This window comes from Candidatus Koribacter versatilis Ellin345, from assembly GCF_000014005.1.
Taxonomy (GTDB): domain Bacteria; phylum Acidobacteriota; class Terriglobia; order Terriglobales; family Acidobacteriaceae; genus Korobacter; species Korobacter versatilis_A.
Genome location: NC_008009.1, coordinates 4,717,780 through 4,739,464, shown reverse-complemented (window position 1 = coordinate 4,739,464; position 21,685 = coordinate 4,717,780). Strand labels below are relative to the sequence as shown.

The following is a 21,685-nucleotide window of genomic DNA, read 5'->3' as shown; positions in this document are numbered from 1 at the left end:
TGCTTGCATCACAATTTCTCTTTCCATTTTCCTTCACGAGACCGCTTGGGTGCCCCGGGTCTCGCTTGGGAAACATGAAAACAAAACCTACTCGGTTTTGTAGGATGACAGATGGGATCGCACGACTAGGGCTGCAAGCGCAATGAATCCATAAAAAAATGCGTTCGCAATGATTAGGAGGGCGATCGGTTCGCCACCGTGGAGGCCACCGTACACCGATACTGCTGCACGTGCTCCCGGCGTGAGCAGGACTTCAGCAACTGAGCTCGCGCTCTTGATCGTGGACGCGAGCATGAGGACAAATGTCGTTAGAACTCCACATGCGGTGGCAGTTACGAACTGACGCGTTGAGGGCATAGTTTTCGTCCCCGATTCTACCGTTGCTGTGGCGATAGGGATGGTTCGACTGCGAATCCGCATCGGTATGCGGATTCTTCGCTCACCATGACAGAGGTACGTGTGTGCTCTTAGGGCCGCGCTGCTCGCGCGCCCTTCCACAGCGCCCTGGCCGCGAGGATCGTCGAGAAAGCTGAGGTTCCACCGAGTGCGAGGAGTGTCCAAACCCAGAGGAAGACTCCGCTGGAGTTGGCGACTCTGGGGCCGACGAGCCCCGCCCCACGCAGGTGGAGCACGAGCGCAAAGAGTCCTGAGAGTCCTCCGAGCAGCATGATGATGCAGCCCGATCTGCGATCGCCGACGACCAGCGTTCCATACAGCCATACGACCAAAATAAGAATGCCGAACAGGGCCGATAGATCGCCCGGCGCCATCTTGAAAACGATGTCGTAGGCCCAGTGAAATGAGAAGAACAGGATGGCGAGCAGAGAGCTGATGGTTAATGTCTTGTCATTCATCGGAATCCCCTTGGTGCGGTTTTGTTCGGGAAACAAGACTCTGGCCGAATGTTGCTCTAGAATTATGGGCAATCCTGACACGTTAGAGGGCTTCCATGTCCACGGCATATACCAACATCAGACCGGCGCTTGACGCTTCGGAAGCGATGACGCTGCCGCAGCAGTATTACACCGATCCGGCACATTTTCAGCGCGAGATGGAGGCCATTCACTTCGACATGTGGTTGTGCGCCGGACGCACCAACCAGATTCCGAATGCCGGCGACTACTTCACGCGCCGCGTGGCCAATGCCAGCGTGATCATTGTGCGCGACGAACAGGGCGGCATTCGCGCCTTCCACAACGTCTGCCGGCATCGTGGTACCCAGCTGTGTAAACAGGAGTCAGGCAGCTTCAGCGGGAGCATCCAGTGCGGCTACCATGCCTGGACTTACAAGCTGGATGGCGGGCTGCTGCGCGCCCCACACATGGAAAAAGTTGAGGGCTTCTGCGAGGCCGATTATCCGCTCAACCACGTGGCTGCGGAGGTTTGGGATGGGCATATCTTCATCAATCTCTCGGCGCATCCGATACCGTTCTCGGAGCACCTGGCCGGGCTCGACCAGAAGTTTCGTCCGTGGCGGATGGAAGAATTGCAGATGGTGGAGCGGCGCGTCTATCACCTGAAGGCCAATTGGAAGCTGGTCATCCAGAACTACTCGGAATGCCTGCACTGCCCGATTGTTCATCCGCTGTTGCAGAAGCAGTCGCATTACATGAGTGGCGATAACGAACCGCCGCAACCTACCTACCTGGGCGGACGCATGGACCTCCGCGATGGCGTCAAGAGCTTAACGATGGATGGCAATTCCATCCGCTGTGCGCTGCCGGGTTTGAGCAGCGCTGACGAGCGGCATGTCTATTACTACTGCCTGCTGCCGAACTTCTTTTTGAACCTGCATCCGGATTACATGCTGACCTTCACCATGTGGCCGAAGGCCGCGGACCAGACGGAGATCGTCTGCGAATGGCATTTCCACCCGGATGAGATTGCCAAGCCGGGTTTCAACCCCAACGATGCGATTGAATTCTGGGACATCACCAACAAGCAGGACTGGGAACTCTCCGACCTGGCACAGGCAGGCATCTCATCTAAGGGCTATCAGCCTGGACCGTATTCCAACCGTGAAGAATTGCTGCTGGCGCTGGACCGCTTTGTGCTGGAACGGACTCAGGGAAGGAAATGAATAGGGCGTAGTCGCGCGCACGACTGTTGTTCTAGCGTGATCTGGCCTTGCCGGTGACAAAGATCGCGACAAGCATCACGATTACGAGGGCCGCGGCCAAGACATTCTCATATGTCGTGTCGAAAAAGATGGGCAAGTGCGCGCGTTTCTTTTGGACGATCCCATACACCTGAATGCCGATCAGCAGCAGGCACAATCCAGCCAATAGCACCTTGACCGTTCGCGACTTCGCTAGCTTGGCGAGCCATTGAGGCGTATCGTTTTCCATCTATTTGTGAGAATCAGCGGCAGCAGGTTGAATGACAGACTACGAGCCTGCGGAGATTATTCGGACTGTTCGATCTTTGCTGTGGCGGCGTGTTTCTTGGATTTGATGAAGGCGATCACGGAGGTAATCGGCTCGTCGACAGCCCATTCCGGATAGAGGAAGGGGCCGGTCTGGCCGTAGCGATCGTCCTCGCAGCGCATGCTGCTGGGGGCACGGTTGCAGTCGGCTTCTTCCTGCGCGGTTCGGCACTCTTTCATGGTGTGTCCGGCGGCCGGAACGATCACCACCGCTCCCGGATTCTCTTTCAATTGACGGTAATAATCGCGCCACATCGTGGGAGTATTCGGCGAGAACCGGAAGCCGTACTTGTGCGCCCAATTGACCAGATATTGGCTGCGCTGCAGCCGGGTGGAAACGTCGATATTCACGCCGCGATCGTAGGGAAGCTGGACCGGCGGAACCCGGTTGAAGTCGTTGGGATTATCGAGGTGGTCGGTGCGGATCAGGATGCGCTTTGAGCCAGACTGCGCATTGCGAGCTACGACCGGCGTATGGTCGCGCCAGGCGATCCAGCCGTACTCGAGTGCCTCGCAGGCCGGGCGGTTGGTGTTGTGATGTATGAAAACATCCACCTTCGCGTCCCATCCGGTCCAATCGGCCGGCATCGAAGTGGGATCGTTGTCGAAGTAGTCCGGACGCGGCTCATAATAGCCCGCTTCGGCGGCAGCTTTGTGGTTGGTCACAAGATACCAACCGCCCGCCACCAGCGCGATCACGACGATAATTGTGACCAAATCGGACGACTTCATAGATCTCCGGAGTGCGTGCGTCGAGAATAACCGATGGTTTTATCGGCGAGAAGTTACTAACGTTTCACCCCTCCGAACGGAAGTGCTATAACCCGGTACAGGGGAAAGCCGGTTTCGCTTGTCTGGAACTCGCTCGCGTTACATTTATTACTTTAGCAACCCAGCATATATTGTTACCACGCCAATCGTCGTCCAATTCTCATGCTGAAATCGGCAAGAAATATCGCCCTAGTTTTCCTGCTGCTGCTGATTCTTGCGGCGGTCGTTGGCTACTTCCAGACCTCCCCGACCGACGCCCTGGCGCCGAAGAAGCCGGGTCGCGTCCCTGATCAGCCCCAGATTGTGGACCAGAGCCCATTGCAGGCGGCCCGCGTCTGCGCACGTACCGCGACCACCTCAGACGAAGTGGATTACGCCACGGAATCGATACGCCTCGCGGACCGTTCTGTTGACCTGGCGTTCTCGATGGCGCTGCGCGATGCCGACCTTAATCCGCCACCGGAGAGCCCCGAAGTCAAGAAGATCGACGCCCGCATTACCAAGCTCGACGCCCAGCTCGCGACCGACAAGGAGATCGTAAAGGGCTTCAGCGACATGCTGGCGAAGCCCGACAATGGCGCCGACCAGGACGAAATCGCCGAGCAGGTCGAAACCGCAAAAGCCCAGCAAGCGGTCACGGAGGATGAACTCGACGAAGCCAAGCAGGCGCTGCTACGTGCCGGCGGCGATCGCCAGACCCGTATTCAACAAATGCGCGACGAGTACCAAGCCGTGCAACAGGACAATGCGGGCGTACCCGACGCAGCGAAGAACGCTTCCTTCTCCGTGCCGGGGAACCTTATCGGTCAAGTTTCGAGTTGGCGGAGCCTACAGGACCGCCTGACGAAGCTTCGGGAGGCCCAGGACCGTGCTCTCGGACGGGTCCAGGACCTCACTCGCAAACACGATCAGCTTCAGCAGCAGATTTCACAAGCACCAACCTCTCTTGGTTCCCACACGGAAGCTCTGGCCACGTTGAAACGGCAGGCAATCGAGCGCCAGATGCTCGCCGACTACAACAAGCGTATCGAGGCCGAACAAAAGCTCGCGCAGGAGTTCGGCGACTGGGGCGGCCTGATTCTGAGTTACCGGCAGCGCGCGACGCATGCGCTGGTACTTTCGCTGATTTGGATCCTGCTGATTGTGTTGGCTGTCGTCTTTGCCGAAGGGCTGGTGACGCACTTCTATCACGAGTCAGACCGTCGCAAGGCCGGCACCATGCAGATGGCGCTGCGCTTCACCCTGCAAGTGGGCGGAGCGCTGCTGATACTGCTTGTGATCTTCGGGCCACCGAGCCAGCTTTCGACCGTGATTGCCCTCGCCGGCGCCGGGCTGACTGTAGTGATGAAGGACTTTATCGTCGCCTTCTTCGGATGGTTCGTGCTGATGGGGCGCAACGGTATTCGCGTCGGCGATTGGGTGGAGATTAACGGCATCGGCGGCGAAGTTGTGGAGATCGGTATTCTTCGCACCGTCATTCTTGAAACCGGCAACTGGAGCGATCCGGGCCATCCGACGGGACGAAAAGTCGCCTTCGTGAACAGCTTCGCCATCGAAGGCCATTACTTCAACTTCTCCACCACCGGCCAGTGGCTGTGGGACGAGATGCAATTGCTGGTGCCTGCGGATAAAGACCCGTACCGGGTCTCGGAAGATGTTCGCAACATCGTCTCGGAAGCAACCGCTCCTGACGTGGCCATGGCGCAACAGGAGTGGGAACGCGCCACTCGCGGCGCTGGCGGCCTAAAGGCATTTTCAGCGGCGCCTGCAATCGATATCCGCTCCACCGGTTCCGGCGTGAGCATCGTAATCCGCTACATCACTCGCGCCAACGTCCGTTATGAACTGAGAACAAAACTCAACCACGCCATCGTGGAGTTGTTCCACGGTCACGCTGAGGTGACGAAACCGTGATCTATTCGTTGCTGCGCGGAATCTTCGTGACCATCGGCATCACTCCGCCAAAGCCGGAGCGAGCGCGGGGAGTTGCGATCGTTTTCTTCGGAATCTGCGCGCTGGTGTTCGTTGGGATGGTGATGTTGGGTGTACTGCTATTGAAGCAAATGTAGCTACGCTGGCGTTTTGGAGAAGTAATCTCTCGCGGGCTGCCGGACCAATATCCATATGACGACCGTGAGCAGAACCGCGTGCATCGCTGCCTGCTCCCACGAATTGAATAAGCTGATCACGACGTGGATGGCCATCCATGCGATCGTCAGCCATCGCGACCAATTCTGGCCGCGTAGCATGGCGATCCCCGCCACGACTGCCAGCAGTCGCACCGCTGAAACCCATACGATTTGCCAGTGCTCGGCGCTTGGCGTCTTCCATTCGGGAGCGTGATAGATCAGGCCGGCGCATCCTGCCGCGATGTAAACCCAGCTCACGATGGTGATTGAAATCGGCCGCTTCTTCATCGCGGCCTATTCTAAACGCCACTTTAGGGCAATGACGCGGATACGCTTGTCCGGAATTTCCGCGTGCCGCATTTGACTCTTTGCGACCATACGCGCACCATATTTGGCGCGAGATTCGGACGACTCTTTCCGTACTGCCAAGGAGGGCTCACGTGTCCGCACCCAAGAAAATCGCTCTGACACTTATTGCCGCAGCCTCCTGTCTCCTTGCCGGCTGTGCCAAGCATGACAACGACGAGAAGTACATCCTGGTAACGGTCAATTCGAAGGTTGAGTATTGGAAGACCGCGCAGGCGGGCCTGACCAAAGCCGCTGCGCAATACGGCGTGAAATGGGACGTCCGCGGTCCTGAAAACTATGATCCCCAAGCGGAGGTGCAGGAGTTCCGCAATGCTGCGGCACAGAAACCTTCCGGCATCCTGGTGTCCGTCGCCGATGCTTCGCTGATGCAACCGGCAATTGACGAGGCTATTAACGCAGGCATTCCCGTCCTCACCATCGATTCCGATGCCCCGAAGAGCAAGCGCCTTTACTTCATCGGTACCAACAACCGCCAAGCCGGTACGCTCGGCGCAAAACGCCTGGTCGAGAAGCTTCACGGGAAGGGCAATGTCGTCTTCTTCACCATGCCCCAACCGAACCTCGACGAACGGTTAGCGGGCTATAAAGACGTTCTCTCTGACAATCCCGGTATCAAGATCGTGGAGGTCGTGAACATCAAAGGTGATTCCGGCAATGCCTTTGACCGCACCGCGCATTATGCTGGCGCCAAAGATGCTCAGAAAATCGACGCCTTCGTCTGCCTGGAGGCGACGTCGGCGAAGGATGTCGCGCTTGCGCTGAAACGCGAAAACGTAACCGACCGGCTGGTAATTGCAATGGACGTTGATCCCGCTACACTCGACCTCATTAAGTCAGGCGTGGTGGATGCGACCATTGCGCAGAAGCCCTACACCATGGCGTTTTATGGACTGAAGGCCCTCGATGAGATACATCACGGAAAGCCAGATCTCACCAAGGACTACTCGTTCGACTCGTTCTCGCCATTCCCAGCGTTTGTCGATACCGGCACCTCAGTTGTTGACAAGACAAACGTGGATCTCTATCTGCAAGCGCGAGCTGCGAACGCAAAATAAGCGATTCCTCTTAGAAAAAGTCCCGGAGCGTCTCCCGTTTCGGGACTTTTGGGTACCATCCACCGCCGTTTGTGGCATACCCCTACCTGCCTGCCTCCCCTAAAATTTGATCAATCGCCCTGAGTAAACATTCGACAGACCTAACTCTCTGGCCCAAAGGCAGCGAATAGCTTGGTTTTTTCCGACGACAAATTGACAGCGACCAGCCGCAAAGAGGCACGAATCTCTGCGATCGTGCCGGTGCGTATTTACGGTATGGACGCCAACGGCAAACCTTTTGGCGCGAACGTCGCGACGCTGAACATCTCGCGCAATGGCGTACTCCTCTCCAATGTTGACGTGGCGCTGAATAGCGGAGACGTGGTTGGCATCCAGAAGGGAATCGCTAAGGCGAAGTATCGCGTGAAGTGGTTCGGCCAGAAAGGCACGCCCACCCAGGGACAAGTGGGTCTGGAGTGCATGGAACCGGCACGCAACATCTTTGCCATTGAGGAACCAGCGGTCGTCATCGACGCGAATGAACAAGCGGGCGTAAAGCGCCGTCGAGGCGGTAGCGGCGGTGGCGAAAAGAACGAGCGGCGTGCGGCCGCGCGCTACAAGTGCGATATGGGAGTGCAGGTACGCATGGAAGGTTCCGAGATGAACCTGTGGTCGCGTTGTACCGACGTCAGCGACGGGGGCTGCTACGTGGAGTCGCGCTCTCCGATCAAGGTCGGCAGCAAACTGAACGTCACGTTTTTGTTCAGCCCGATAACCTGACCATCCCGGCGATGGTTCGCACGTCGTTCCCTGGAATGGGGATCGGACTGCAGTTCCAGTTTCCGTCGAGCGTTGAGGCCGATCGCATGCGCGAGTTTGTCGGCGAGCGGTTTAGCCACCAGGCAAAGACGGCAGCGGCCTCTGGGCGGATCATGCCGGTTGCACCTGCGCCGACTCGAATCAGCGCCGCCATCCACGCACCTGTCGTGGTTCCACCGACTTATCCGGAACTCGAGCGGCTTCAGGAGTACGTGGAAGCTACGTTCTCATGGGCAGACACGGCAGGCTTGAGAGATTCCGACCGCACCGAACTGGAAGAGCTTGCGCTCTCGTTGCGCCGTGAATTGCGCGGGCTTCGTTCGGAAATCGAAGAACGGCAATCGCGGAACCGAGACCGCGAAAACCTACCGAAATTCGCGGGTTAACAAAAATGGCGCGGCCGGAGCCGCGCCACCCTCTCACGCAGAGATTACTGACGGTTCGCGGTTTGATCGAGGAACGAGTCGTAGTCCTTCTTCATCTTCGCAAGCCCATCCATCGGCAGATAAACCATGTGACCCGCCGCATACCGCGCGTACGAAATATTCTTGCGGTACTGCTGCGTCAGGTCGAGATGATTCATGGTGTAGTTCGCCGCGAAATACGGCGTGGCGAGGTCGTAATCGCCCTCCATCACCAACACCTTCAAGTACGGGTCCTTCACCATCGCTGCACGTAATGCGGTCGCAGTGTCGGGATAGCCTTCAATTGCGGATCCCCACTCCCACTGGAACGGTCCACCACCGCGCTGCCCGGGCTCGGTTGCGCCCGCCATGTCGCGTGCCGATACGTAGTAAGGCATGTCGGTTTTGTAGCCCAGGTCATTCCGCAGATAGTTGTTAAACGTCGCGGTGAACGGTGGATCGGTTGCCGAGCCCGTCGGATCGTAGAACGGCGTATCCATCAGGCCGTTTGGATCCGGTCCGGTATAGCGGCCGTCGAGGCGTCCGACGCGCAGCTTTTGGTCGATGAGCAAATTATGCGTGAAGCCGCGGACATCGATCCGCATGTTCGACTGCTCGATGAAGTCCTTCTTGAGTCCCGTGTATTTCGCGAGCTGCTCAACGATGTGCGCCCGCTGGTCGGCAGTGAGACTGTCGCCCGCTTGCAGCGCCTGCGCGTATTCACCATTCGCAAACTGCTCCACCTCAGACTTCGTCTTCTCCATGTTCTGGAGAAGCTCCGGGGCGAGCATCTTGTGGTATCCGGCGATCATGGTGTACGACGGCAGCGTGAGCTGATAGCCAAGGTCGTTGCTCTTGCTGAATTCCAACGTCTCGAAGTTCAGCACTTCCGAGAGCAAGCAAATGCCGTTGAAGGCAATGCCGCGATCCACTAAATAGCCCGAAATTCCCGCTGCGCGCGTGGTTCCATAGCTTTCGCCGAAGATGTAGAGCGGCGAAGCCCAACGTTCATTCCGCGTGATGTAGAGGCGAATGAATTCGCCAAACGCTTCGATGTCGCCCTTCACGCTCCAGAACTTCTTGCCCTTTTCCAGGTCCGCGGGGCGGCTGAAGCCGGTGCCGATGGCGTCAATCAATACCAGGTCGGTCTTTTCGAGCGGCGTGCCGGGGTTGTCGATGAGGTGATACGGCGACGGCGGCATCATGCCGTCCTGCTGCAGCGCGACGCGGCGCGGGCCGAGCGCTCCCATGTGCAGCCAAATCGACGCCGATCCCGGACCGCCATTAAACGCAAACGTGACTGGACGCTTCGTCGCATCCTGTCCATCGAGCGTGTAAGCGACGTAGAACATCAGCGCTTCGGTGGTGCCAGTGAGGTCTTTAATCGGCAACCGTCCGACCGTGGCGGTGTATCGCAGAGCCCGGCCGTTTACGTTGATTTCGTGGTGGGTCACCACCGGAGCTGTCTCCGTCATGTCCCACTTCATCGACGGCTTCTGCCCCTCACCGCGTGGTTGTTGCGGAGCGTCTTCCTGCCGTCGTTCTTCGCGCTGAGCGCGCGGTTCTTCCGGCGCGTTCGCCGGTCGGTTTGCGATGTTTTCGCTGGGCGAACTCTTTTCAACTTGAGGTTTCGGAGGATTCTTCTGCTGTGCCCCTGCGGTTGCGCCCAAAATCGCGCAGCACAGTAGGGCGTTCAGCCAGGATTGCTTCATGGAGGAACTCCTGTATCGGGATGCGAGACGGCCCCAGACCGTCCCTGTAGGAATCGCTGACGATTGTAAATCCGCAACGCCGTAATCATGGGACTTCGCCGGGGATTTACCCTCCTTTACATCCGGCTGTCCCGGTTTAGAGACTGCGAATCAATGGCATGCAGAGAAAACAGGTGCGCTTCGAGGGCGCACTCGGTAGGATGGGTGCGAAGATCTTAAGGCAATGAAGAAGCTCAACATCGTCCTCTCCCTCACTACCCGAGACAATGACTACCAGATCGAGCAGGCAACCGCCGCCCAGGAAGCTGCTCGCCGGCTCGGCGCCGAACTCTTGATCCTTGACGCACAAAACGATCCTTCGAACCAGAGCCAGCAGATCCTGAAATGTGTTCAGGCGCCTGTCGAGCATCGTCCGGATGCCGTCATTTTCGAACCCGTCGGCACAGCCCTCGCGCAGGTTGCGCGGGCCTCAGCCCAGGCTGGCATCGGATGGGTCGTACTCAATCGCGAAGTGGACTATCTCAGCGATCTGCGTCGCTCGTTCCAGGTCCCGTCGTTCGCGATCAGCACGAATCACGAAGATGTGGGCCGCATCCAGGGTCGCCAGATGGCGGCGCTCCTGCCGCAAGGTGGCACCGCGCTTTATATCCAGGGACCGTCGGGAAGCGATGCGGCGCAACAACGCACCAACGGCATGATGGAAACCAAGCCGGCCAACATCCAGATCCGCGCTATGAAGGCGCAGTGGACCGAGCAGAGCGCAACGCAGGCGGTCAATTCGTGGCTCCGTCTCGCCATCGCCAAGGACCTCGGCATTGGGCTCGTCGCCGCGCAGGATGACTCCATGGCACTCGGCGCCCGCAAGGCCTTCGAAGAACATTCCAACCGCGATAATTGGCTCAGTTTGCCGTATATCGGGTGCGACGGAATGCCGAACACTGGCCAGGCTTGGGTCCGACGCGGGCTCCTCGCCGCTACCGTTGTCATTCCGCCGAATGCAGGCCAGGCAATCGAAATGCTCGCCAAAGCGATTGACTTGAAGTCGCAACCGCTCGAGCGCAGCTTCACCACGCCAACATCGTATCCGCCGCTCGGCGCGTTGATGCCGAAGCGCTAGCGCGCCGACTCAACCTTCGCCGTCAGCAACCCAACGTGATCGATTCCCGCGCTGTGCGCGAGACTGACCACTCGCGCGACTTGTTCGAACTCAACGCTTGCATCGCCTTTTACGAAAACCACGCGTTCGACACGAGGCGCGAAGATCGCCTTGAGTCGCGGTTCCAGCCCTTCCCAAGTGACACTTTCATTGTTGATTTTCAGCAAAGTATCGCCGTTCCCGGCAAGCACCTGCACCACGACGGCGTCATTCTCATGCGGCGCGGCAGGGGAATTGGGTTGCGTCGGCTGGGGGATCAAGGCCTTTAAACCCTGCGAATTCAGCGGCGTTATCACCATGTAAATAATCAGCAAGACGAGCAATACGTCGATGAGCGGCGTGACGTTCATTTCGGCTTTGGGGCTATTGGAGTTGCTTGGAAGCATTGCCATCGTTGGTCTCCTCAATTGCTTTCCATGCTTAGACACCGGGCTTGCGCGAGTTGCTCCCGAGCGCAGTTCAGGGTCGGATTTCCCATTTGGGGTACGAAGGTTAGCCATTGGACGAATGTGTGATTGCCGGGCGAGGGGCGTTCCCGTATTCTGGCCAAGTTGAAAATGAAATTGAATTTCATTTTCAATTACTACGGTGGTTAGGAATATGGCCGTGCTTCGTTCGACCCTTTCTTTTTGTGTACTCCTTCTGTTTGCGCTCTCCCTGCGCGCGCAAGAGACTTACTTCGTCACTTATTCTCATCAACTCGAGGAACCCGGAAACTTCGAGATCGAAAACAAAACCATCGGCGGGACGCCTGCCGGCGGCAATGGGTTCCTCTCCAACACGCTCGAACTCGAATATGGGGCCAAAGCCTGGTGGACGACCGAGCTCTATCTCTCCGGACAGTCCACGGTGGATGAAGCTACCGTGTTCACTGGCTGGCGCTGGGAGAACCGTTTCCGTCCCTTGATGCGTGAACACTGGATCAACCCGGTGATCTACGTCGAGTTCGAAAACGTCAACAGCGCCGACAAATCGCTGCTGGAGATCGAAGGCCATGACGGCATTGATGACGTCACCGAGCGCACGGACCGTAGCGAGCGGAAGCACGAACTCGAGACCAAGCTCATCCTGTCCAGCAATTTCAAAGGATGGAACCTCTCCGAAAACCTGATCATGACGAAGAATCTTTCCAACGAGCCGTGGGAATTCGGTTACGCCGTCGGACTCAGCCGCCCGCTGGCACTGACGGCTTCGTCGAGCCCATGCAGCTTCTGTCGCGAGCGCTTTGCGCTTGGCGGGGAAATGTATGGCGGTCTGGGAGACCGTTACTCAGCTGGCCTGCACGATACATCGCAGTACTTTGCCCCCATCGTGCAATGGGCGGTGCCAAACGGTCCCACCGTGAAGATCTCACCCACATTCGGACTCAACGACAAGAGTGTCGGCTTCATGATGCGCCTCGGCGTCAGCTATGAACTGGGACAGGTCTTCCACCGGAGCCATTAATCATGCGTTCACGAATTTTTCTTACTGCATTCTTACTGATCACTTCATTGCTTTGCTTTGCCTACGTCGGCGACGGTAAATGGCTCTCGCATGTTCCAGACAAGGACCGCGGCCGCGCCAACCCGTTCGCCACTTCGCCCGACGCGGTGCGGGCTGGTGAAAAACTCTTCCAGGAACATTGTGCCGAATGTCACGGCAAGGAAGGTGCGGGGCAGCACGGTAAACCGGCGCTCGTCTCCGCCCGGGTGCGTCGCGCAAGCGACGGAGAACTGCAATGGCTGTTGCGTAATGGCAGCCTGTGGAACGGTATGCCTTCCTGGAGCTCGCTGCCCGAGCAGCAGCGGTGGCAGATTGTCACCTACTTGCGTGAACTGCAGCGCCAGCATCCTGCATCCGATGTTGCCTGGTTAACCTACTGAATACTCTGCGGGATTCACGGGCCCTTTAATTGACGTTCACCGTCATGTAATTGCCGGCGGAAAACAATGGCACATGCCCTTTCTTCCGCTGGCTGCGCCTACGTTCAGCGCCGGAGCGCCGCACTCCGGCAGCAGAATTTCGCCTTCGAATCTGCTGGAAAAGCTGATCGGCGTCGAAGCCCTGCGGGATCCCTACGCTTTTCACCGCCACCACGCAGATGTCGTCACACCCTGGAGCAGCCGCTCCGAAGTGCTTGATCCCGCAGCCTGTTAACGCAGATTCACAGTCCAGACACAAACAAACGGAACCAAACGCCATCGATTTTCGTCTATATGTGTGACGGAGGAATTATGTTGCAGTTACAGCTCGACCCGCGATCGGGAGAGCAGACCGCCATCTTGCACTGCCAGGGCCGGATCGTCTTCCATGAGGAAGCTAAAACGTTGGCCGAGGCGGTGCGGGCGCTGATCGAAAAGCACAAGAAAGTGGTGCTCGATCTGACTCATGTTCGCGATGTGGACAGCGCCGGACTGGGTACTTTGGCCTCGCTCCACCTGTATGCGCGCGAACGCGGGCACGAATTCGTGCTGATGAACCCGGTAACGTTTGTCCGGGATTTGCTCGAATTGACCCAACTCGACCGCGAACTCAATGTTTTGAATGGTAGCCGTGCTATGGAGTTCGCCGCTTAGGCCGAACTTCATAGCCTTTCCGCGCAGTACCTACCCTTTCGACACCCCCCAAAGACTTTCAATGCGGAAGTCTTGCATCGCAGGGCGAACCGCGCCACAATCCCAGCATGGCAAAAGACAGCGGTTCACCCCGGGCCTCGTCGCCGAACGACCCTGTAGACGTTTTCGTTCCCAGCGCGCCGGTCCTCATCACCTTGAGCGCTCCGCGTGAGAAGTTCTGGGGCGCGATTATCGCTATCTCACAGGCTGGCGTCAGCGTCCGCGGCATCGGCCTCGAATCGTTCGAGGACTTCGTCCGCCAGATACGCGATGGCGATGCGGTCACCGCGTCGGCTGTCTTCTTCCCCATGCACCGCATTGAGCGGATGGAAGTGGACGAGCGCAACGGCGACATGCCTTCTATGGTGGAACGATTCAAGGTGAAGTGTGGCCACGACGCGAGCGATTTCCTGGTCGGGGATAACCGCCGGTGATCTGGCGGTTCTGGACTGTTCCCAATCAGCTCACGTTGGCGCGCCTCATCTTCGTGCCGTTCGTGATCACGAACGTGCTCGATTACAACTTCAAATGGGCCCTTGGGCTGTTCATCGCTGCCGGATTGAGCGATGGCCTCGATGGCCTGCTCGCACGCTGGCTGAAACAGCGCAGCACCCTCGGCGAATACCTCGACCCGATCGCCGACAAGCTTCTGCTGTCGTCACTGTTCCTTGTATTGTCGTTTCGGCAGATCATTCCTTGGCGATTTACGGTGGTGGTCTTCAGCCGCGACATCTGCATTCTCATGCTCTGTGCGCTGATTTACGTGACCACGCCGCTGCGCGACTTCCGTCCCAGCTTTCTCGGGAAGCTCAATACGGTTGCCCAGGTCGGTGCCCTCTTCCTGGTTCTGCTGAATGAAGTTGTGGATCGTAACTGGATTTACGTTGGGAAAGACTACCTGCTGTGGACGGTCTTCGCGCTCACTTGTCTCTCAGCCCTGCACTATCTGTACCTGGTAGGCTACCGTTTGCACCAGGTGACTTCAGCCGCGTCTAAATAGGCGGAGTCCTCCCGCTCCATCGGGGCATCTGCTATCGCGATACACTGAACCCATCCCCATGACAGAAGTCCAGAGCCGGCATCGCCTGCAAGTGATCCTCGCCTTTGGGTTGGTGTATGTGTTCTGGGGCTCCACGTATCTAGCCATCGGCATCGCCGACGACGAAAAAATCCCCGCCGCCGCCATCTGTGCCATGCGCTTCCTGATAGCGGGCACGCTCATGCTCGGCGCCTGCGCCCTGATGCGAAAGAAGATTCGCGTTTCCTGGGAGGAGTTTGGTCGTCTCGCGATGGTTGGCTTCCTGCTGCTGGTGTGCGGCAATACAGGTTTGACGTGGGCAGAGAAGTATGTAGCAACGGGCTTCGCATCGTTGATCGTCGCGATCACACCGATCTGGATCTTTTGTCTTGAGAGCTTCGTCTACAAGGGAGACAAGACTTCGGGGCGGGGAATCATCGGACTTGCGCTGGGCGTAGTGGGCACGGGCGTGCTTTTCTGGCCGAAGCTCATGAATCCCGAAATCCGCGGTGGCATGCAGTTGCTTGGTGCCGTCAGCCTGCTCGGTTCATCGTTCTGTTGGGCGAATGGTACGGTGCTTTCGCGCCGCTGGAAATCGAAGTTCACCGTGGATCCGATTACCGCGACGGCCTACGAGATGATTGTCGCGGGCACCGTGAACCTGTGCATCAGCCTTGCACTGCGCCAACACAACATTCGATGGACCCACCGCGGCGTTGGCGCAATTCTCTATCTTGTCGTCTTCGGATCGTGGGTCGGATTCACTGCTTACATCTGGCTGCTAAAGCACGTGCCGACGCCCAAGGTCGCCACCTACGCGTACGTGAACCCGATTGTCGCTGTCTTTCTCGGCTGGGCGGTGCTGCACGAGACCATCGACCGGTACATCGTCGCGGGTTCGGTCGTGATTGTGGCCGCGGTCGCGATGGTCACCATTGCGAAGGTGAAATCCGCACCCGCGGTTCAGATGGTCGAAGTGGAAACCACTGGCGATTAACTACTTCGTTGCCGTGGTTTGTTCGGGGATGTAGAACCCTTCGCGGGTTTGGATCTTCAGTTCTTTGTCCTTCGCCGCAACGGTTACACGGTGATAGCCGGCATCGGCACTGGAATGGTCCGGCGTGTACGCCAACACGTACTGGCTACGCAGTTCTTCGGCGATCTGCGCATAGATTGCTTCGACGTTCTCCTTCTTGCTGGCTTCGAACATCCGTCCGCCGGTCTTGCTCGCGATTTCGGTCAGGATCTTCTTCCCATCTAACCGAGCCTCGCGTTGCTCGCCACCGCGACCACCACCGCCGCCGGGGTATCGTCCGCCGCCACCACCCGGATAACCGCCACCTCCACCTGGGTAGCCGATCCGCGGGCCACCCATGCCGCCACGGTTACCGTGATCTCCGTTGCCCCACCGGCTTTGCTCCTGCTCTCCCTTGAAGTAAATCGCATAGACAATCGCGTCCGCGCGCTGTGCTGCCTCCACTGCGTCGGTCAGAGTTTCCTTGCTGCCGCGATCTTCGCCATCAGTAAGAACGACGATTGCCTTCCGCCCTTGCTGCTTCTGCAAGATCTCGGATGCCGCCAGGTAGATGGCGTCGTAGAGCTGCGTTCCTCCCCGCCGATGGCGTTGGCCGTCATCGCTACTGCTTTGCGATGGAGGGCCGGAAGTCTCCAACTCGCCAATGCCCCTGTGCAGCTTGTCTTTCGACGAGGTCAGGTCCGTCATCAACTCCACTTCGCGGTCGAAGTGGATAAGGAACGCCTGGTCTTTCGGTTGCGCCAGCATATCGTCGAGAAACTTCTCGCTTGCCGTTTTTTCGGCCGGCAACTCGTCGCGCACGCTGTAGCTCGTATCCACTAAAAGGCCAAGCGTCAGCGGCAGTTTGGTGTCGCGACGGAACTGGGTGATCGTCTGCGTCTTACCGTCCTGCACCAGGCTGAAGTCTTCTTTATTGAGCGTCTGGACGATCTTGCCGTGCTTGTCGCGCACCGTCACCGGCAGGGTGACTTCCTTTACCTCAACGTGAAACGACGGGGTGTCAGGCTGTGCTTCTGGCTGGCGCTCTTCTGCCGGTGGAGACGAAGTGCGTAGCGTCGGTTTGTCCTGTGCCGTCGCGATGGAGGCAAGCAGGCAAAAGCCCACCAAGGGGCAGAGAAGGATGCGGACGTTGCTCATTGTTTTATCTGACTGCCAAGCTTAAAGACCGTTGGCATCTTATCCCCGTAAAAAGATGTAAGTCACAAAAAACCGCCCAGGGAGGGCGGCGTAGGGGTCAGCGGGTTGTGTGTCCAGGAGGGCCTACTGCAATAAACCGAACGCGATTGCGGCGGTTGTAGCGTTCGCTTCACCGCCGCACGTTCGGGGTTAATGCACACAGATTAAGGCCGGCCAATTTCATGCAAATGAACGGATCATGAATACGCGGTGAATTACTTCCGCTTCCACCGCACGCCATCCTTGGTGTTCTCCAGGATGATCCCGCTCTCCATCAGCTCGGCGCGAATCGCATCCGAGCGTTTGAAATCTTTCGCTTTCCGCGCCGCCGAATGCTCGGCCACCAGCGCTTCCACTTTCTCATCGCTCAGGCCAGCAGCTTTCGCCATCTCGGCGGTCTCGGCGCTGATTTTGTCGGCTTTGCCTTCTTGGTTCGCCCAGTCGACAGCGAACTTCACTTTGCCGGAGTCGTCGTCATTGAGCACCGCGAAGATCTCGTCGAACTTTTGCAGGGCTTCCAGCAACGACGCCACATCGCCGCGCTTCACCTCGCCCGCATCGGCTGCGGCGTTCACGTCACGTACCAGGTCGAAGATCGGCGCAAGAGCTTCGGCGGTATTCAAGTCGTTGTCGAGCGCCGCTTTTATCTTCGTGATCGTTTCATTCGCCATTAGCCCGATCTTGTCGTTCGTGCCTTCGGCGAAGGGTTCTGTCTGTATTCGGCGTTTAAAGTTCCGCAAACGGTCCACAGAGATCGCGGCCTGCTTCAGCCCGTCGAACGTGAAGTTCAACTGCTTGCGGTAGGGAACCGACATCAGCAGGAACCGAATGCTCGACGGCTTGTGTCCCATCAGGATCAGATCGCGCACCGTGAAGAAGTTGCCGAGCGACTTCGACATCTTCTGGCCCTCGACGAGCAGAAAACGCGAATGCACCCAGAAATTCGCGAACTTCTTATGCGTTACTGACTCGGATTGCGCGATCTCGTTCTCATGGTGCGGGAAGACCAGGTCTTCGCCGCCAAGATGGATATCGAACGACTCGCCCAAGTACTTCATGCTCATGATCGAGCACTCAATGTGCCAGCCCGGACGTCCCGACCCAATCACCGTGTCCCACTTCGCCTCGCCCGGCTTTGGAGCCTTCCACAGGGCAAAGTCGCGGGCGTTGTCCTTCTCGTATTCGTCCACGTCCACGCGCGCGCCGTCGTTCATGCCGGCGAAATCTTTCTTCGAGAGCTTGCCGTATTCGGGGAACTTCGCAATGCGGAAATAATACGATCCGTCTTCTGTTTTGTACGCGACATCCAGGTCTTCCATCCGCTTGATGAATCGCGCCATCTCGTCGATGTGGTCGGTGGCGTTAACCAGCAACTCTGGATGCTCGATGTTCAGCGCCTCGCAGTCTTCGAGGAAGGCCTTGCGATACTTTGCCGTGTACTCCTGCACGGTTTTGCCGTCGCGCGCGGCGTTGCGGATGATCTTGTCGTCCACGTCCGTGACGTTCATCACGTGCTTGAGCTTGTAGCCGCTCTGCTTCAGGAAGCGGCGCAGCGTGTCCACCACGATAAAAGTCCGGAAATTGCCAATATGCCCGTAGTCGTACACCGTAGGCCCGCACGCATACATGCGGACTTCGTTGTCTTCCAGCGGTTGGAAGGTTTCGATCTTGCCGGACAGGGTATTGAAAAGCTCAAGCGCCATTGCGAGGGTTCCTATCGAGTGGTGAATCCTTGATTCTAGGGAAGATGAGTACCATCGGGCAACTCGCGAACGTATTGACTCGCATCCCGATTTGTCTTTTAATGCTTCGGTGCGAAGTGGATGGCAAAGGTGGGTCCTGCTGATCGTGATGTTCGCGATCTACTGGATTTTGGTCATGCCCCAGGTAGACCTTGATCCGGCGACTCCGCTCAACCTCGAGGCTTTCTTCTTCGCCGTCGTCGCGATCTCCGTCCTGTTGGGTTCGAACGATCTCTACGACCTCCCGTTCCGCAAAGTCATCCATGGACTGCTTCCATTTGCACAGGCGCCTCCCGTCGAGGTAGCTGCGTGGGTCGCTCCGCTCCGCGTTTAGATCTCGCTCCGATCGACACCAAATTCCATCGGAGGGGCAGGCCCATGAGCAGCAGAGCATTCCGGAGATCCAAACGAAAGTCGGTAGTCCTGAACATCGGGATTCATCAGAAGCACCTCTCCGTTCGCGAGACGATTCTGAGCGGTGCGGGATTCCCAGTCGTAAGCGCATCGGTAGAGGAAGCGCTGGCCGCCGCTGCGGAAAATGACGTCCGGCTGGCGATCTTCGGCCACCTCGTCCATCCGTCGGACCGTCTGAAGATCAGCATCGCACTCCGGCGCCGAAGTCCGCAGGTCCGGCTCGTGGTGATGTATGACGACTCCGCCCGCCACACTGAAGCCGCAGACGCGGTTTTGCAGATCAATGTGCCTCCTGCCGACCTCGTCCACACCGTGCAATACCTGCTTTCCGGTGGCGCAACCTCTGTCGCGGCGACCTCCGGATAGTTACCTCCGGTACTGGCGAAGCTCCGGTTTCAGGGGTGCTTTTTGGCACTAAACGGGGCTATAATCGTTGTGGAGTAAATCGATGATGGGCTATTTGGAATTCCTGAAGCGTAACGCCTGGTCGCGGCCTGTTTCAGCCCGCGCTGACGTTCGTCTCGCCCCATCGCAAGCCCGTCCCAACCTCTTCTCGGGCGACTAACTCCTCACCTACATCACTTCTGTTTGCGTGCACCAGCGGACAAACCTGTCCCGCTTCCACGCCCGGCCTCGGTCCGCCGCGCTTACCCGCGCCCAGCAACGAAGGAGAACTACCATGTCCACCGCAATTACTACTGCCGGCCCCAAGATTCGCACCAAGCTACCCGGTCCCAACGCCCAGCGCGTCCTCGAGGGCGATGCCCGCATCATTTCGCCGTCCTACACCCGTTCGTACCCGCTGGTCGCCAAGCGCGGCCATGGCGTGGTGATTGAAGACGTGGACGGCAACGAGTTCTTCGACTTCTCTTCCGGCATCGCCGTGACCTCGACCGGCCACTGCCATCCTGAAGTCGTCGCCGCCATCCAGAAGCAGGCCGGCGAACTCATTCACATGTCGGGCACGGATTTCTATTACGAGTCTATGATCACCCTCGGTGATCGCCTCTCGAAGATCGCCCCGATGAAGGGACCGCACCGGGTTTATTACGGCAACTCGGGCGCGGAGGCCATCGAATGCGCCCTGAAGCTCGCGCGCTACCATACCAAGCGCCAGCACATCATCGCTTTCTACGGCGCCTTCCACGGTCGTACCATGGGCGCCCTGTCGTTGACCGCGTCGAAGCCGCAGCAGCATCGCCGCTTCTCGCCGCTGGTTCCGGGTGTGACGCACATCCCGTATCCTAATTTGTACCGCCGTCCAGAAGGCACTGACGCGAACGAATACGCCGTTTCCGTCGCGCGCTTCCTCGAGGAGAAGGTCTTTACTACCGACATCGCTCCGGAAGAAGTCGCCGCGATTTTCGTCGAAGCCATTCAGGGTGAAGGCGGCTATTTGCCTGCGCCTCCGGCGTTCATGCAGGAACTCCGCAAGATTTGCGACAAGCACGGCATCCTGCTGGTTTGCGACGAAGTGCAGTCCGGCTGCGGTCGTACCGGCAAGTGGTGGGCGGTGGAGCACACCGGTGTTGAGCCTGACATGATCACCATCGCCAAGGGCATTGCCAGCGGTATGCCACTCAGCGTTTGCCTGACCAAGGCCGAGATCATGGACTGGGTCCCGGGTTCGCACGCTTCCACGTTCGGCGGGAATCCCGTCGCGATTGCTGCGGCACTCGCTACGCTCGATGTTCTCGAGCGCGAAGGCGTGAAGAACGCCGAGACCGTCGGCAAGCACATCATGAACCGCATTTCGAAGTGGCCCGAGAAGATGCCGCTCGTGGGCGACGTCCGTGGCCATGGCCTGATGCTCGGTGTCGAGTTCGTCAGCGACAAGAAGACCAAGCGTCCTGCGGGCGAACTGCGCGACGCGGTTGTTGACCTCGCTTTCGAAAAAGGCATTCTCTACCTCGGCGCCGGACCGAACACCCTGCGCATCGCACCGGCACTGATCGTGACCAAGGAAGAAGCCGACATCGCTCTCGACATTCTCGAAGAGTGCATCCTCAACGTCGCGGCCCTGCACGAAAAGGGCAAGAAGGCGGGCGAAGAGGTCGGTTCCTAGGTTTTCTTCGAACGCGTGCTCTTCCCGGGGCACGCATGCTTTACCCTCCGAGGCGTGGCGCAAGTCACGCCTCTTTTTTGGCGGCATCGCGTGGCCGCCCACCTGACATCCAAGTTTTTATGATCCGCAAAATGTCGTCAGGAAAATTCCGGCTCTACTCTAAGAAGAAGGACACGAAAACCGGCAAGCGCCGCAACCTCGGCACATTCTCGACGCGTGCCGCTGCTGAGAAGCACGAACGCGCGGTGCAGTTTTTCAAGCGTGCCGGTTAGTGCGCGATTACGCAGGAACGTAAGTCAACCGAATCAGGTCCTCGACGATGAGATCGCTGGCCACCAGGTGGAGAGGCGGCCGAGGGCCCGCGAAGAATGGCGTACCGCTCCCCAGCACGACGGGGCGGAGGTAGAGCCGATACTCATCGATAAGACCGGCTTCGGTCAGGCTTTGCGCCAGGATTGGCCCGCCAACGTCAATCTCACCATCCATTTCTGCCTTGAGCTTGCGTATTGCGCCTTTGAAGTCCTCCGCGATCAGCGTGGCGTTGGGGCCAACTGACTGGAGCGAGCGCGACACGACCCATTTCGGTTTGCTTCGCCACGCCGCTGCGAATTCGTGATCGTCCGTGTCCCAGTCGGGAAGGTCCTCGTCCCAATAACGCATGATCTCGTACAGGCTGCGGCCAAATATGCAGCCCGTCAGGCCACGCACGTGTTCGAGGAAGTGACGAAAGGCCTCGGGCATAGGCGGCCCCAACTTCATGTGGTCGACGTAGCCATCCAGAGACTGGTTCATTCCGAAGACAAGTTTCGCCATGCCGC

Annotated in this window: 28 protein-coding genes; 18 read left to right on the top strand and 10 right to left on the bottom strand. The window is 58.3% G+C overall.

From position 1 onward, the window contains the following. Positions 1-87 precede the first annotated feature (87 nt). Together ACID345_RS20810 and ACID345_RS20805 are read right to left on the bottom strand one after the other, a co-directional pair. The gene (locus ACID345_RS20810; RefSeq protein ID WP_148210203.1) at positions 88-357 is read right to left on the bottom strand and encodes a hypothetical protein; all 270 of its coding nucleotides are present in this window, start codon (positions 355-357) and stop codon (positions 88-90) included. Between the two features lie 110 nt (positions 358-467). Then, the gene (locus tag ACID345_RS20805) at positions 468-854 is read right to left on the bottom strand and encodes a hypothetical protein (RefSeq protein WP_011524810.1); all 387 of its coding nucleotides are present in this window, start codon (positions 852-854) and stop codon (positions 468-470) included. 95 nt (positions 855-949) lie between these two features. Here ACID345_RS20805 and ACID345_RS20800 point away from each other — a divergent pair, with 95 nt between their 5' ends. Beyond that, entirely contained in the window at positions 950-2,080 is a 1,131-nt protein-coding gene (locus ACID345_RS20800; protein ID WP_011524809.1) for an aromatic ring-hydroxylating oxygenase subunit alpha, read from the top strand. A gap of 31 nt (positions 2,081-2,111) precedes the next feature. Here ACID345_RS20800 and ACID345_RS20795 read toward each other — a convergent pair whose 3' ends face one another. Continuing rightward, positions 2,112-2,348, bottom strand: a complete 237-nt coding sequence (locus ACID345_RS20795; RefSeq protein WP_041855953.1) for a hypothetical protein — start codon at positions 2,346-2,348, stop codon at positions 2,112-2,114. Between the two features lie 56 nt (positions 2,349-2,404). Next, a complete protein-coding gene (locus ACID345_RS20790) occupies positions 2,405-3,157 on the bottom strand; it encodes a hypothetical protein (protein WP_011524808.1) in 753 nt (250 codons plus the stop codon). A gap of 201 nt (positions 3,158-3,358) precedes the next feature. Between ACID345_RS20790 and ACID345_RS20785 the strand changes: the two genes are divergently transcribed. Together ACID345_RS20785 and ACID345_RS27085 are read left to right on the top strand one after the other, a co-directional pair. Then, the gene (locus ACID345_RS20785) at positions 3,359-5,110 is read left to right on the top strand and encodes a mechanosensitive ion channel family protein (protein ID WP_011524807.1); all 1,752 of its coding nucleotides are present in this window, start codon (positions 3,359-3,361) and stop codon (positions 5,108-5,110) included. Beyond that, complete coding sequence (locus ACID345_RS27085) at positions 5,107-5,265, top strand: hypothetical protein (protein WP_187148882.1); 159 nt, start codon at positions 5,107-5,109, stop codon at positions 5,263-5,265. The genes ACID345_RS20785 and ACID345_RS27085 overlap by 4 nt, the downstream gene beginning before the upstream one ends. Here ACID345_RS27085 and ACID345_RS20780 read toward each other — a convergent pair whose 3' ends face one another. Further along, positions 5,266-5,613 (bottom strand): hypothetical protein, encoded by a 348-nt coding sequence (locus ACID345_RS20780; protein WP_011524806.1) that lies wholly within the window; start codon positions 5,611-5,613, stop codon positions 5,266-5,268. A gap of 152 nt (positions 5,614-5,765) precedes the next feature. Between ACID345_RS20780 and ACID345_RS20775 the strand changes: the two genes are divergently transcribed. From ACID345_RS20775 to ACID345_RS20765, 3 genes are all read left to right on the top strand, one after another. Then, positions 5,766-6,749 carry a substrate-binding domain-containing protein gene (locus tag ACID345_RS20775; RefSeq protein WP_011524805.1) on the top strand — a complete coding sequence of 328 codons (984 nt, stop codon included), beginning with the start codon at positions 5,766-5,768 and terminating at the stop codon, positions 6,747-6,749. 171 nt (positions 6,750-6,920) lie between these two features. Further along, entirely contained in the window at positions 6,921-7,508 is a 588-nt protein-coding gene (locus ACID345_RS20770; protein WP_011524804.1) for a PilZ domain-containing protein, read from the top strand. 35 nt (positions 7,509-7,543) lie between these two features. Continuing rightward, entirely contained in the window at positions 7,544-7,933 is a 390-nt protein-coding gene (locus tag ACID345_RS20765) for a hypothetical protein (protein ID WP_041855952.1), read from the top strand. Between the two features lie 44 nt (positions 7,934-7,977). Here the strand turns inward: ACID345_RS20765 and ACID345_RS20760 are convergent, their stop codons facing one another. After that, positions 7,978-9,663 (bottom strand): S10 family peptidase, encoded by a 1,686-nt coding sequence (locus ACID345_RS20760; protein WP_011524802.1) that lies wholly within the window; start codon positions 9,661-9,663, stop codon positions 7,978-7,980. Positions 9,664-9,886: 223 nt separating this feature from the next. On the opposite strand from ACID345_RS20760, the gene ACID345_RS20755 reads away from it, so the two are divergent. Beyond that, positions 9,887-10,780: a substrate-binding domain-containing protein gene (locus tag ACID345_RS20755; protein ID WP_011524801.1), complete on the top strand. Its 894-nt coding sequence runs from the start codon at positions 9,887-9,889 to the stop codon at positions 10,778-10,780. On the opposite strand, the gene ACID345_RS20750 is transcribed toward ACID345_RS20755, so the two are convergent. Beyond that, positions 10,777-11,211 (bottom strand): ExbD/TolR family protein, encoded by a 435-nt coding sequence (locus tag ACID345_RS20750; RefSeq protein ID WP_011524800.1) that lies wholly within the window; start codon positions 11,209-11,211, stop codon positions 10,777-10,779. The two genes, ACID345_RS20755 and ACID345_RS20750, sit on opposite strands and share 4 nt — an antisense overlap. Positions 11,212-11,419: 208 nt before the next feature. Between ACID345_RS20750 and ACID345_RS20745 the strand changes: the two genes are divergently transcribed. The 7 genes from ACID345_RS20745 (at position 11,420) to ACID345_RS20715 (ending at position 15,431) form a co-directional block, all read left to right on the top strand. Next, positions 11,420-12,265 (top strand): hypothetical protein, encoded by an 846-nt coding sequence (locus ACID345_RS20745; protein ID WP_011524799.1) that lies wholly within the window; start codon positions 11,420-11,422, stop codon positions 12,263-12,265. A gap of 2 nt (positions 12,266-12,267) precedes the next feature. After that, entirely contained in the window at positions 12,268-12,684 is a 417-nt protein-coding gene (locus ACID345_RS20740) for a c-type cytochrome (RefSeq protein ID WP_011524798.1), read from the top strand. Positions 12,685-12,757: 73 nt separating this feature from the next. Beyond that, complete coding sequence (locus ACID345_RS20735; RefSeq protein ID WP_041855951.1) at positions 12,758-12,958, top strand: hypothetical protein; 201 nt, start codon at positions 12,758-12,760, stop codon at positions 12,956-12,958. Between the two features lie 77 nt (positions 12,959-13,035). After that, on the top strand, positions 13,036-13,377 hold the full coding sequence (locus tag ACID345_RS20730) for an STAS domain-containing protein (protein ID WP_011524796.1): 342 nt from the start codon (positions 13,036-13,038) through the stop codon (positions 13,375-13,377). Positions 13,378-13,484: 107 nt separating this feature from the next. After that, positions 13,485-13,850 carry a hypothetical protein gene (locus ACID345_RS20725; RefSeq protein WP_011524795.1) on the top strand — a complete coding sequence of 122 codons (366 nt, stop codon included), beginning with the start codon at positions 13,485-13,487 and terminating at the stop codon, positions 13,848-13,850. Further along, positions 13,847-14,416: a CDP-alcohol phosphatidyltransferase family protein gene (locus ACID345_RS20720; protein ID WP_011524794.1), complete on the top strand. Its 570-nt coding sequence runs from the start codon at positions 13,847-13,849 to the stop codon at positions 14,414-14,416. Before ACID345_RS20725 ends, ACID345_RS20720 begins: the two co-directional genes overlap by 4 nt. A gap of 58 nt (positions 14,417-14,474) precedes the next feature. Further along, positions 14,475-15,431 carry an EamA family transporter gene (locus ACID345_RS20715; protein WP_011524793.1) on the top strand — a complete coding sequence of 319 codons (957 nt, stop codon included), beginning with the start codon at positions 14,475-14,477 and terminating at the stop codon, positions 15,429-15,431. Here the strand turns inward: ACID345_RS20715 and ACID345_RS20710 are convergent, their stop codons facing one another. Both ACID345_RS20710 and cysS read right to left on the bottom strand, forming a co-directional pair. Then, positions 15,432-16,607 carry a VWA domain-containing protein gene (locus tag ACID345_RS20710; RefSeq protein WP_011524792.1) on the bottom strand — a complete coding sequence of 392 codons (1,176 nt, stop codon included), beginning with the start codon at positions 16,605-16,607 and terminating at the stop codon, positions 15,432-15,434. A gap of 254 nt (positions 16,608-16,861) precedes the next feature. Beyond that, positions 16,862-18,349: a cysteine--tRNA ligase gene (gene cysS, locus ACID345_RS20705; RefSeq protein ID WP_011524791.1), complete on the bottom strand. Its 1,488-nt coding sequence runs from the start codon at positions 18,347-18,349 to the stop codon at positions 16,862-16,864. Positions 18,350-18,458: 109 nt separating this feature from the next. Between cysS and ACID345_RS20700 the strand changes: the two genes are divergently transcribed. From ACID345_RS20700 to ACID345_RS27080, 4 genes are all read left to right on the top strand, one after another. Continuing rightward, a complete protein-coding gene (locus ACID345_RS20700) occupies positions 18,459-18,722 on the top strand; it encodes a hypothetical protein (protein WP_011524790.1) in 264 nt (87 codons plus the stop codon). Positions 18,723-18,766: 44 nt separating this feature from the next. Then, complete coding sequence (locus tag ACID345_RS20695; protein WP_011524789.1) at positions 18,767-19,168, top strand: hypothetical protein; 402 nt, start codon at positions 18,767-18,769, stop codon at positions 19,166-19,168. 313 nt (positions 19,169-19,481) lie between these two features. After that, positions 19,482-20,867, top strand: a complete 1,386-nt coding sequence (locus ACID345_RS20690; RefSeq protein WP_011524788.1) for an acetyl ornithine aminotransferase family protein — start codon at positions 19,482-19,484, stop codon at positions 20,865-20,867. 119 nt (positions 20,868-20,986) lie between these two features. Beyond that, positions 20,987-21,139 carry a hypothetical protein gene (locus tag ACID345_RS27080; protein ID WP_085954929.1) on the top strand — a complete coding sequence of 51 codons (153 nt, stop codon included), beginning with the start codon at positions 20,987-20,989 and terminating at the stop codon, positions 21,137-21,139. A gap of 7 nt (positions 21,140-21,146) precedes the next feature. Here ACID345_RS27080 and ACID345_RS20685 read toward each other — a convergent pair whose 3' ends face one another. After that, positions 21,147-21,680 carry a dihydrofolate reductase family protein gene (locus ACID345_RS20685; RefSeq protein ID WP_011524786.1) on the bottom strand — a complete coding sequence of 178 codons (534 nt, stop codon included), beginning with the start codon at positions 21,678-21,680 and terminating at the stop codon, positions 21,147-21,149. Positions 21,681-21,685: the final 5 nt, after the last annotated feature.

Coding starts and splice junctions, on each gene's coding strand:
- ACID345_RS20810 (WP_148210203.1), bottom strand. CDS start 357: ATGCCCTCAACGCGTCAGTTCGTAACTGCCACCGCATGTGGAGTTCTA.
- ACID345_RS20805 (WP_011524810.1), bottom strand. CDS start 854: ATGAATGACAAGACATTAACCATCAGCTCTCTGCTCGCCATCCTGTTC.
- ACID345_RS20800 (WP_011524809.1), top strand. CDS start 950: ATGTCCACGGCATATACCAACATCAGACCGGCGCTTGACGCTTCGGAA.
- ACID345_RS20795 (WP_041855953.1), bottom strand. CDS start 2,348: ATGGAAAACGATACGCCTCAATGGCTCGCCAAGCTAGCGAAGTCGCGA.
- ACID345_RS20790 (WP_011524808.1), bottom strand. CDS start 3,157: ATGAAGTCGTCCGATTTGGTCACAATTATCGTCGTGATCGCGCTGGTG.
- ACID345_RS20785 (WP_011524807.1), top strand. CDS start 3,359: ATGCTGAAATCGGCAAGAAATATCGCCCTAGTTTTCCTGCTGCTGCTG.
- ACID345_RS20780 (WP_011524806.1), bottom strand. CDS start 5,613: ATGAAGAAGCGGCCGATTTCAATCACCATCGTGAGCTGGGTTTACATC.
- ACID345_RS20765 (WP_041855952.1), top strand. CDS start 7,544: ATGGGGATCGGACTGCAGTTCCAGTTTCCGTCGAGCGTTGAGGCCGAT.
- ACID345_RS20760 (WP_011524802.1), bottom strand. CDS start 9,663: ATGAAGCAATCCTGGCTGAACGCCCTACTGTGCTGCGCGATTTTGGGC.
- ACID345_RS20755 (WP_011524801.1), top strand. CDS start 9,887: ATGAAGAAGCTCAACATCGTCCTCTCCCTCACTACCCGAGACAATGAC.
- ACID345_RS20750 (WP_011524800.1), bottom strand. CDS start 11,211: ATGGCAATGCTTCCAAGCAACTCCAATAGCCCCAAAGCCGAAATGAAC.
- ACID345_RS20745 (WP_011524799.1), top strand. CDS start 11,420: ATGGCCGTGCTTCGTTCGACCCTTTCTTTTTGTGTACTCCTTCTGTTT.
- ACID345_RS20740 (WP_011524798.1), top strand. CDS start 12,268: ATGCGTTCACGAATTTTTCTTACTGCATTCTTACTGATCACTTCATTG.
- ACID345_RS20735 (WP_041855951.1), top strand. CDS start 12,758: ATGCCCTTTCTTCCGCTGGCTGCGCCTACGTTCAGCGCCGGAGCGCCG.
- ACID345_RS20730 (WP_011524796.1), top strand. CDS start 13,036: ATGTTGCAGTTACAGCTCGACCCGCGATCGGGAGAGCAGACCGCCATC.
- ACID345_RS20725 (WP_011524795.1), top strand. CDS start 13,485: ATGGCAAAAGACAGCGGTTCACCCCGGGCCTCGTCGCCGAACGACCCT.
- ACID345_RS20715 (WP_011524793.1), top strand. CDS start 14,475: ATGACAGAAGTCCAGAGCCGGCATCGCCTGCAAGTGATCCTCGCCTTT.
- ACID345_RS20710 (WP_011524792.1), bottom strand. CDS start 16,607: ATGAGCAACGTCCGCATCCTTCTCTGCCCCTTGGTGGGCTTTTGCCTG.
- cysS (WP_011524791.1), bottom strand. CDS start 18,349: ATGGCGCTTGAGCTTTTCAATACCCTGTCCGGCAAGATCGAAACCTTC.
- ACID345_RS20695 (WP_011524789.1), top strand. CDS start 18,767: ATGAGCAGCAGAGCATTCCGGAGATCCAAACGAAAGTCGGTAGTCCTG.
- ACID345_RS20690 (WP_011524788.1), top strand. CDS start 19,482: ATGTCCACCGCAATTACTACTGCCGGCCCCAAGATTCGCACCAAGCTA.
- ACID345_RS27080 (WP_085954929.1), top strand. CDS start 20,987: ATGATCCGCAAAATGTCGTCAGGAAAATTCCGGCTCTACTCTAAGAAG.
- ACID345_RS20685 (WP_011524786.1), bottom strand. CDS start 21,680: ATGGCGAAACTTGTCTTCGGAATGAACCAGTCTCTGGATGGCTACGTC.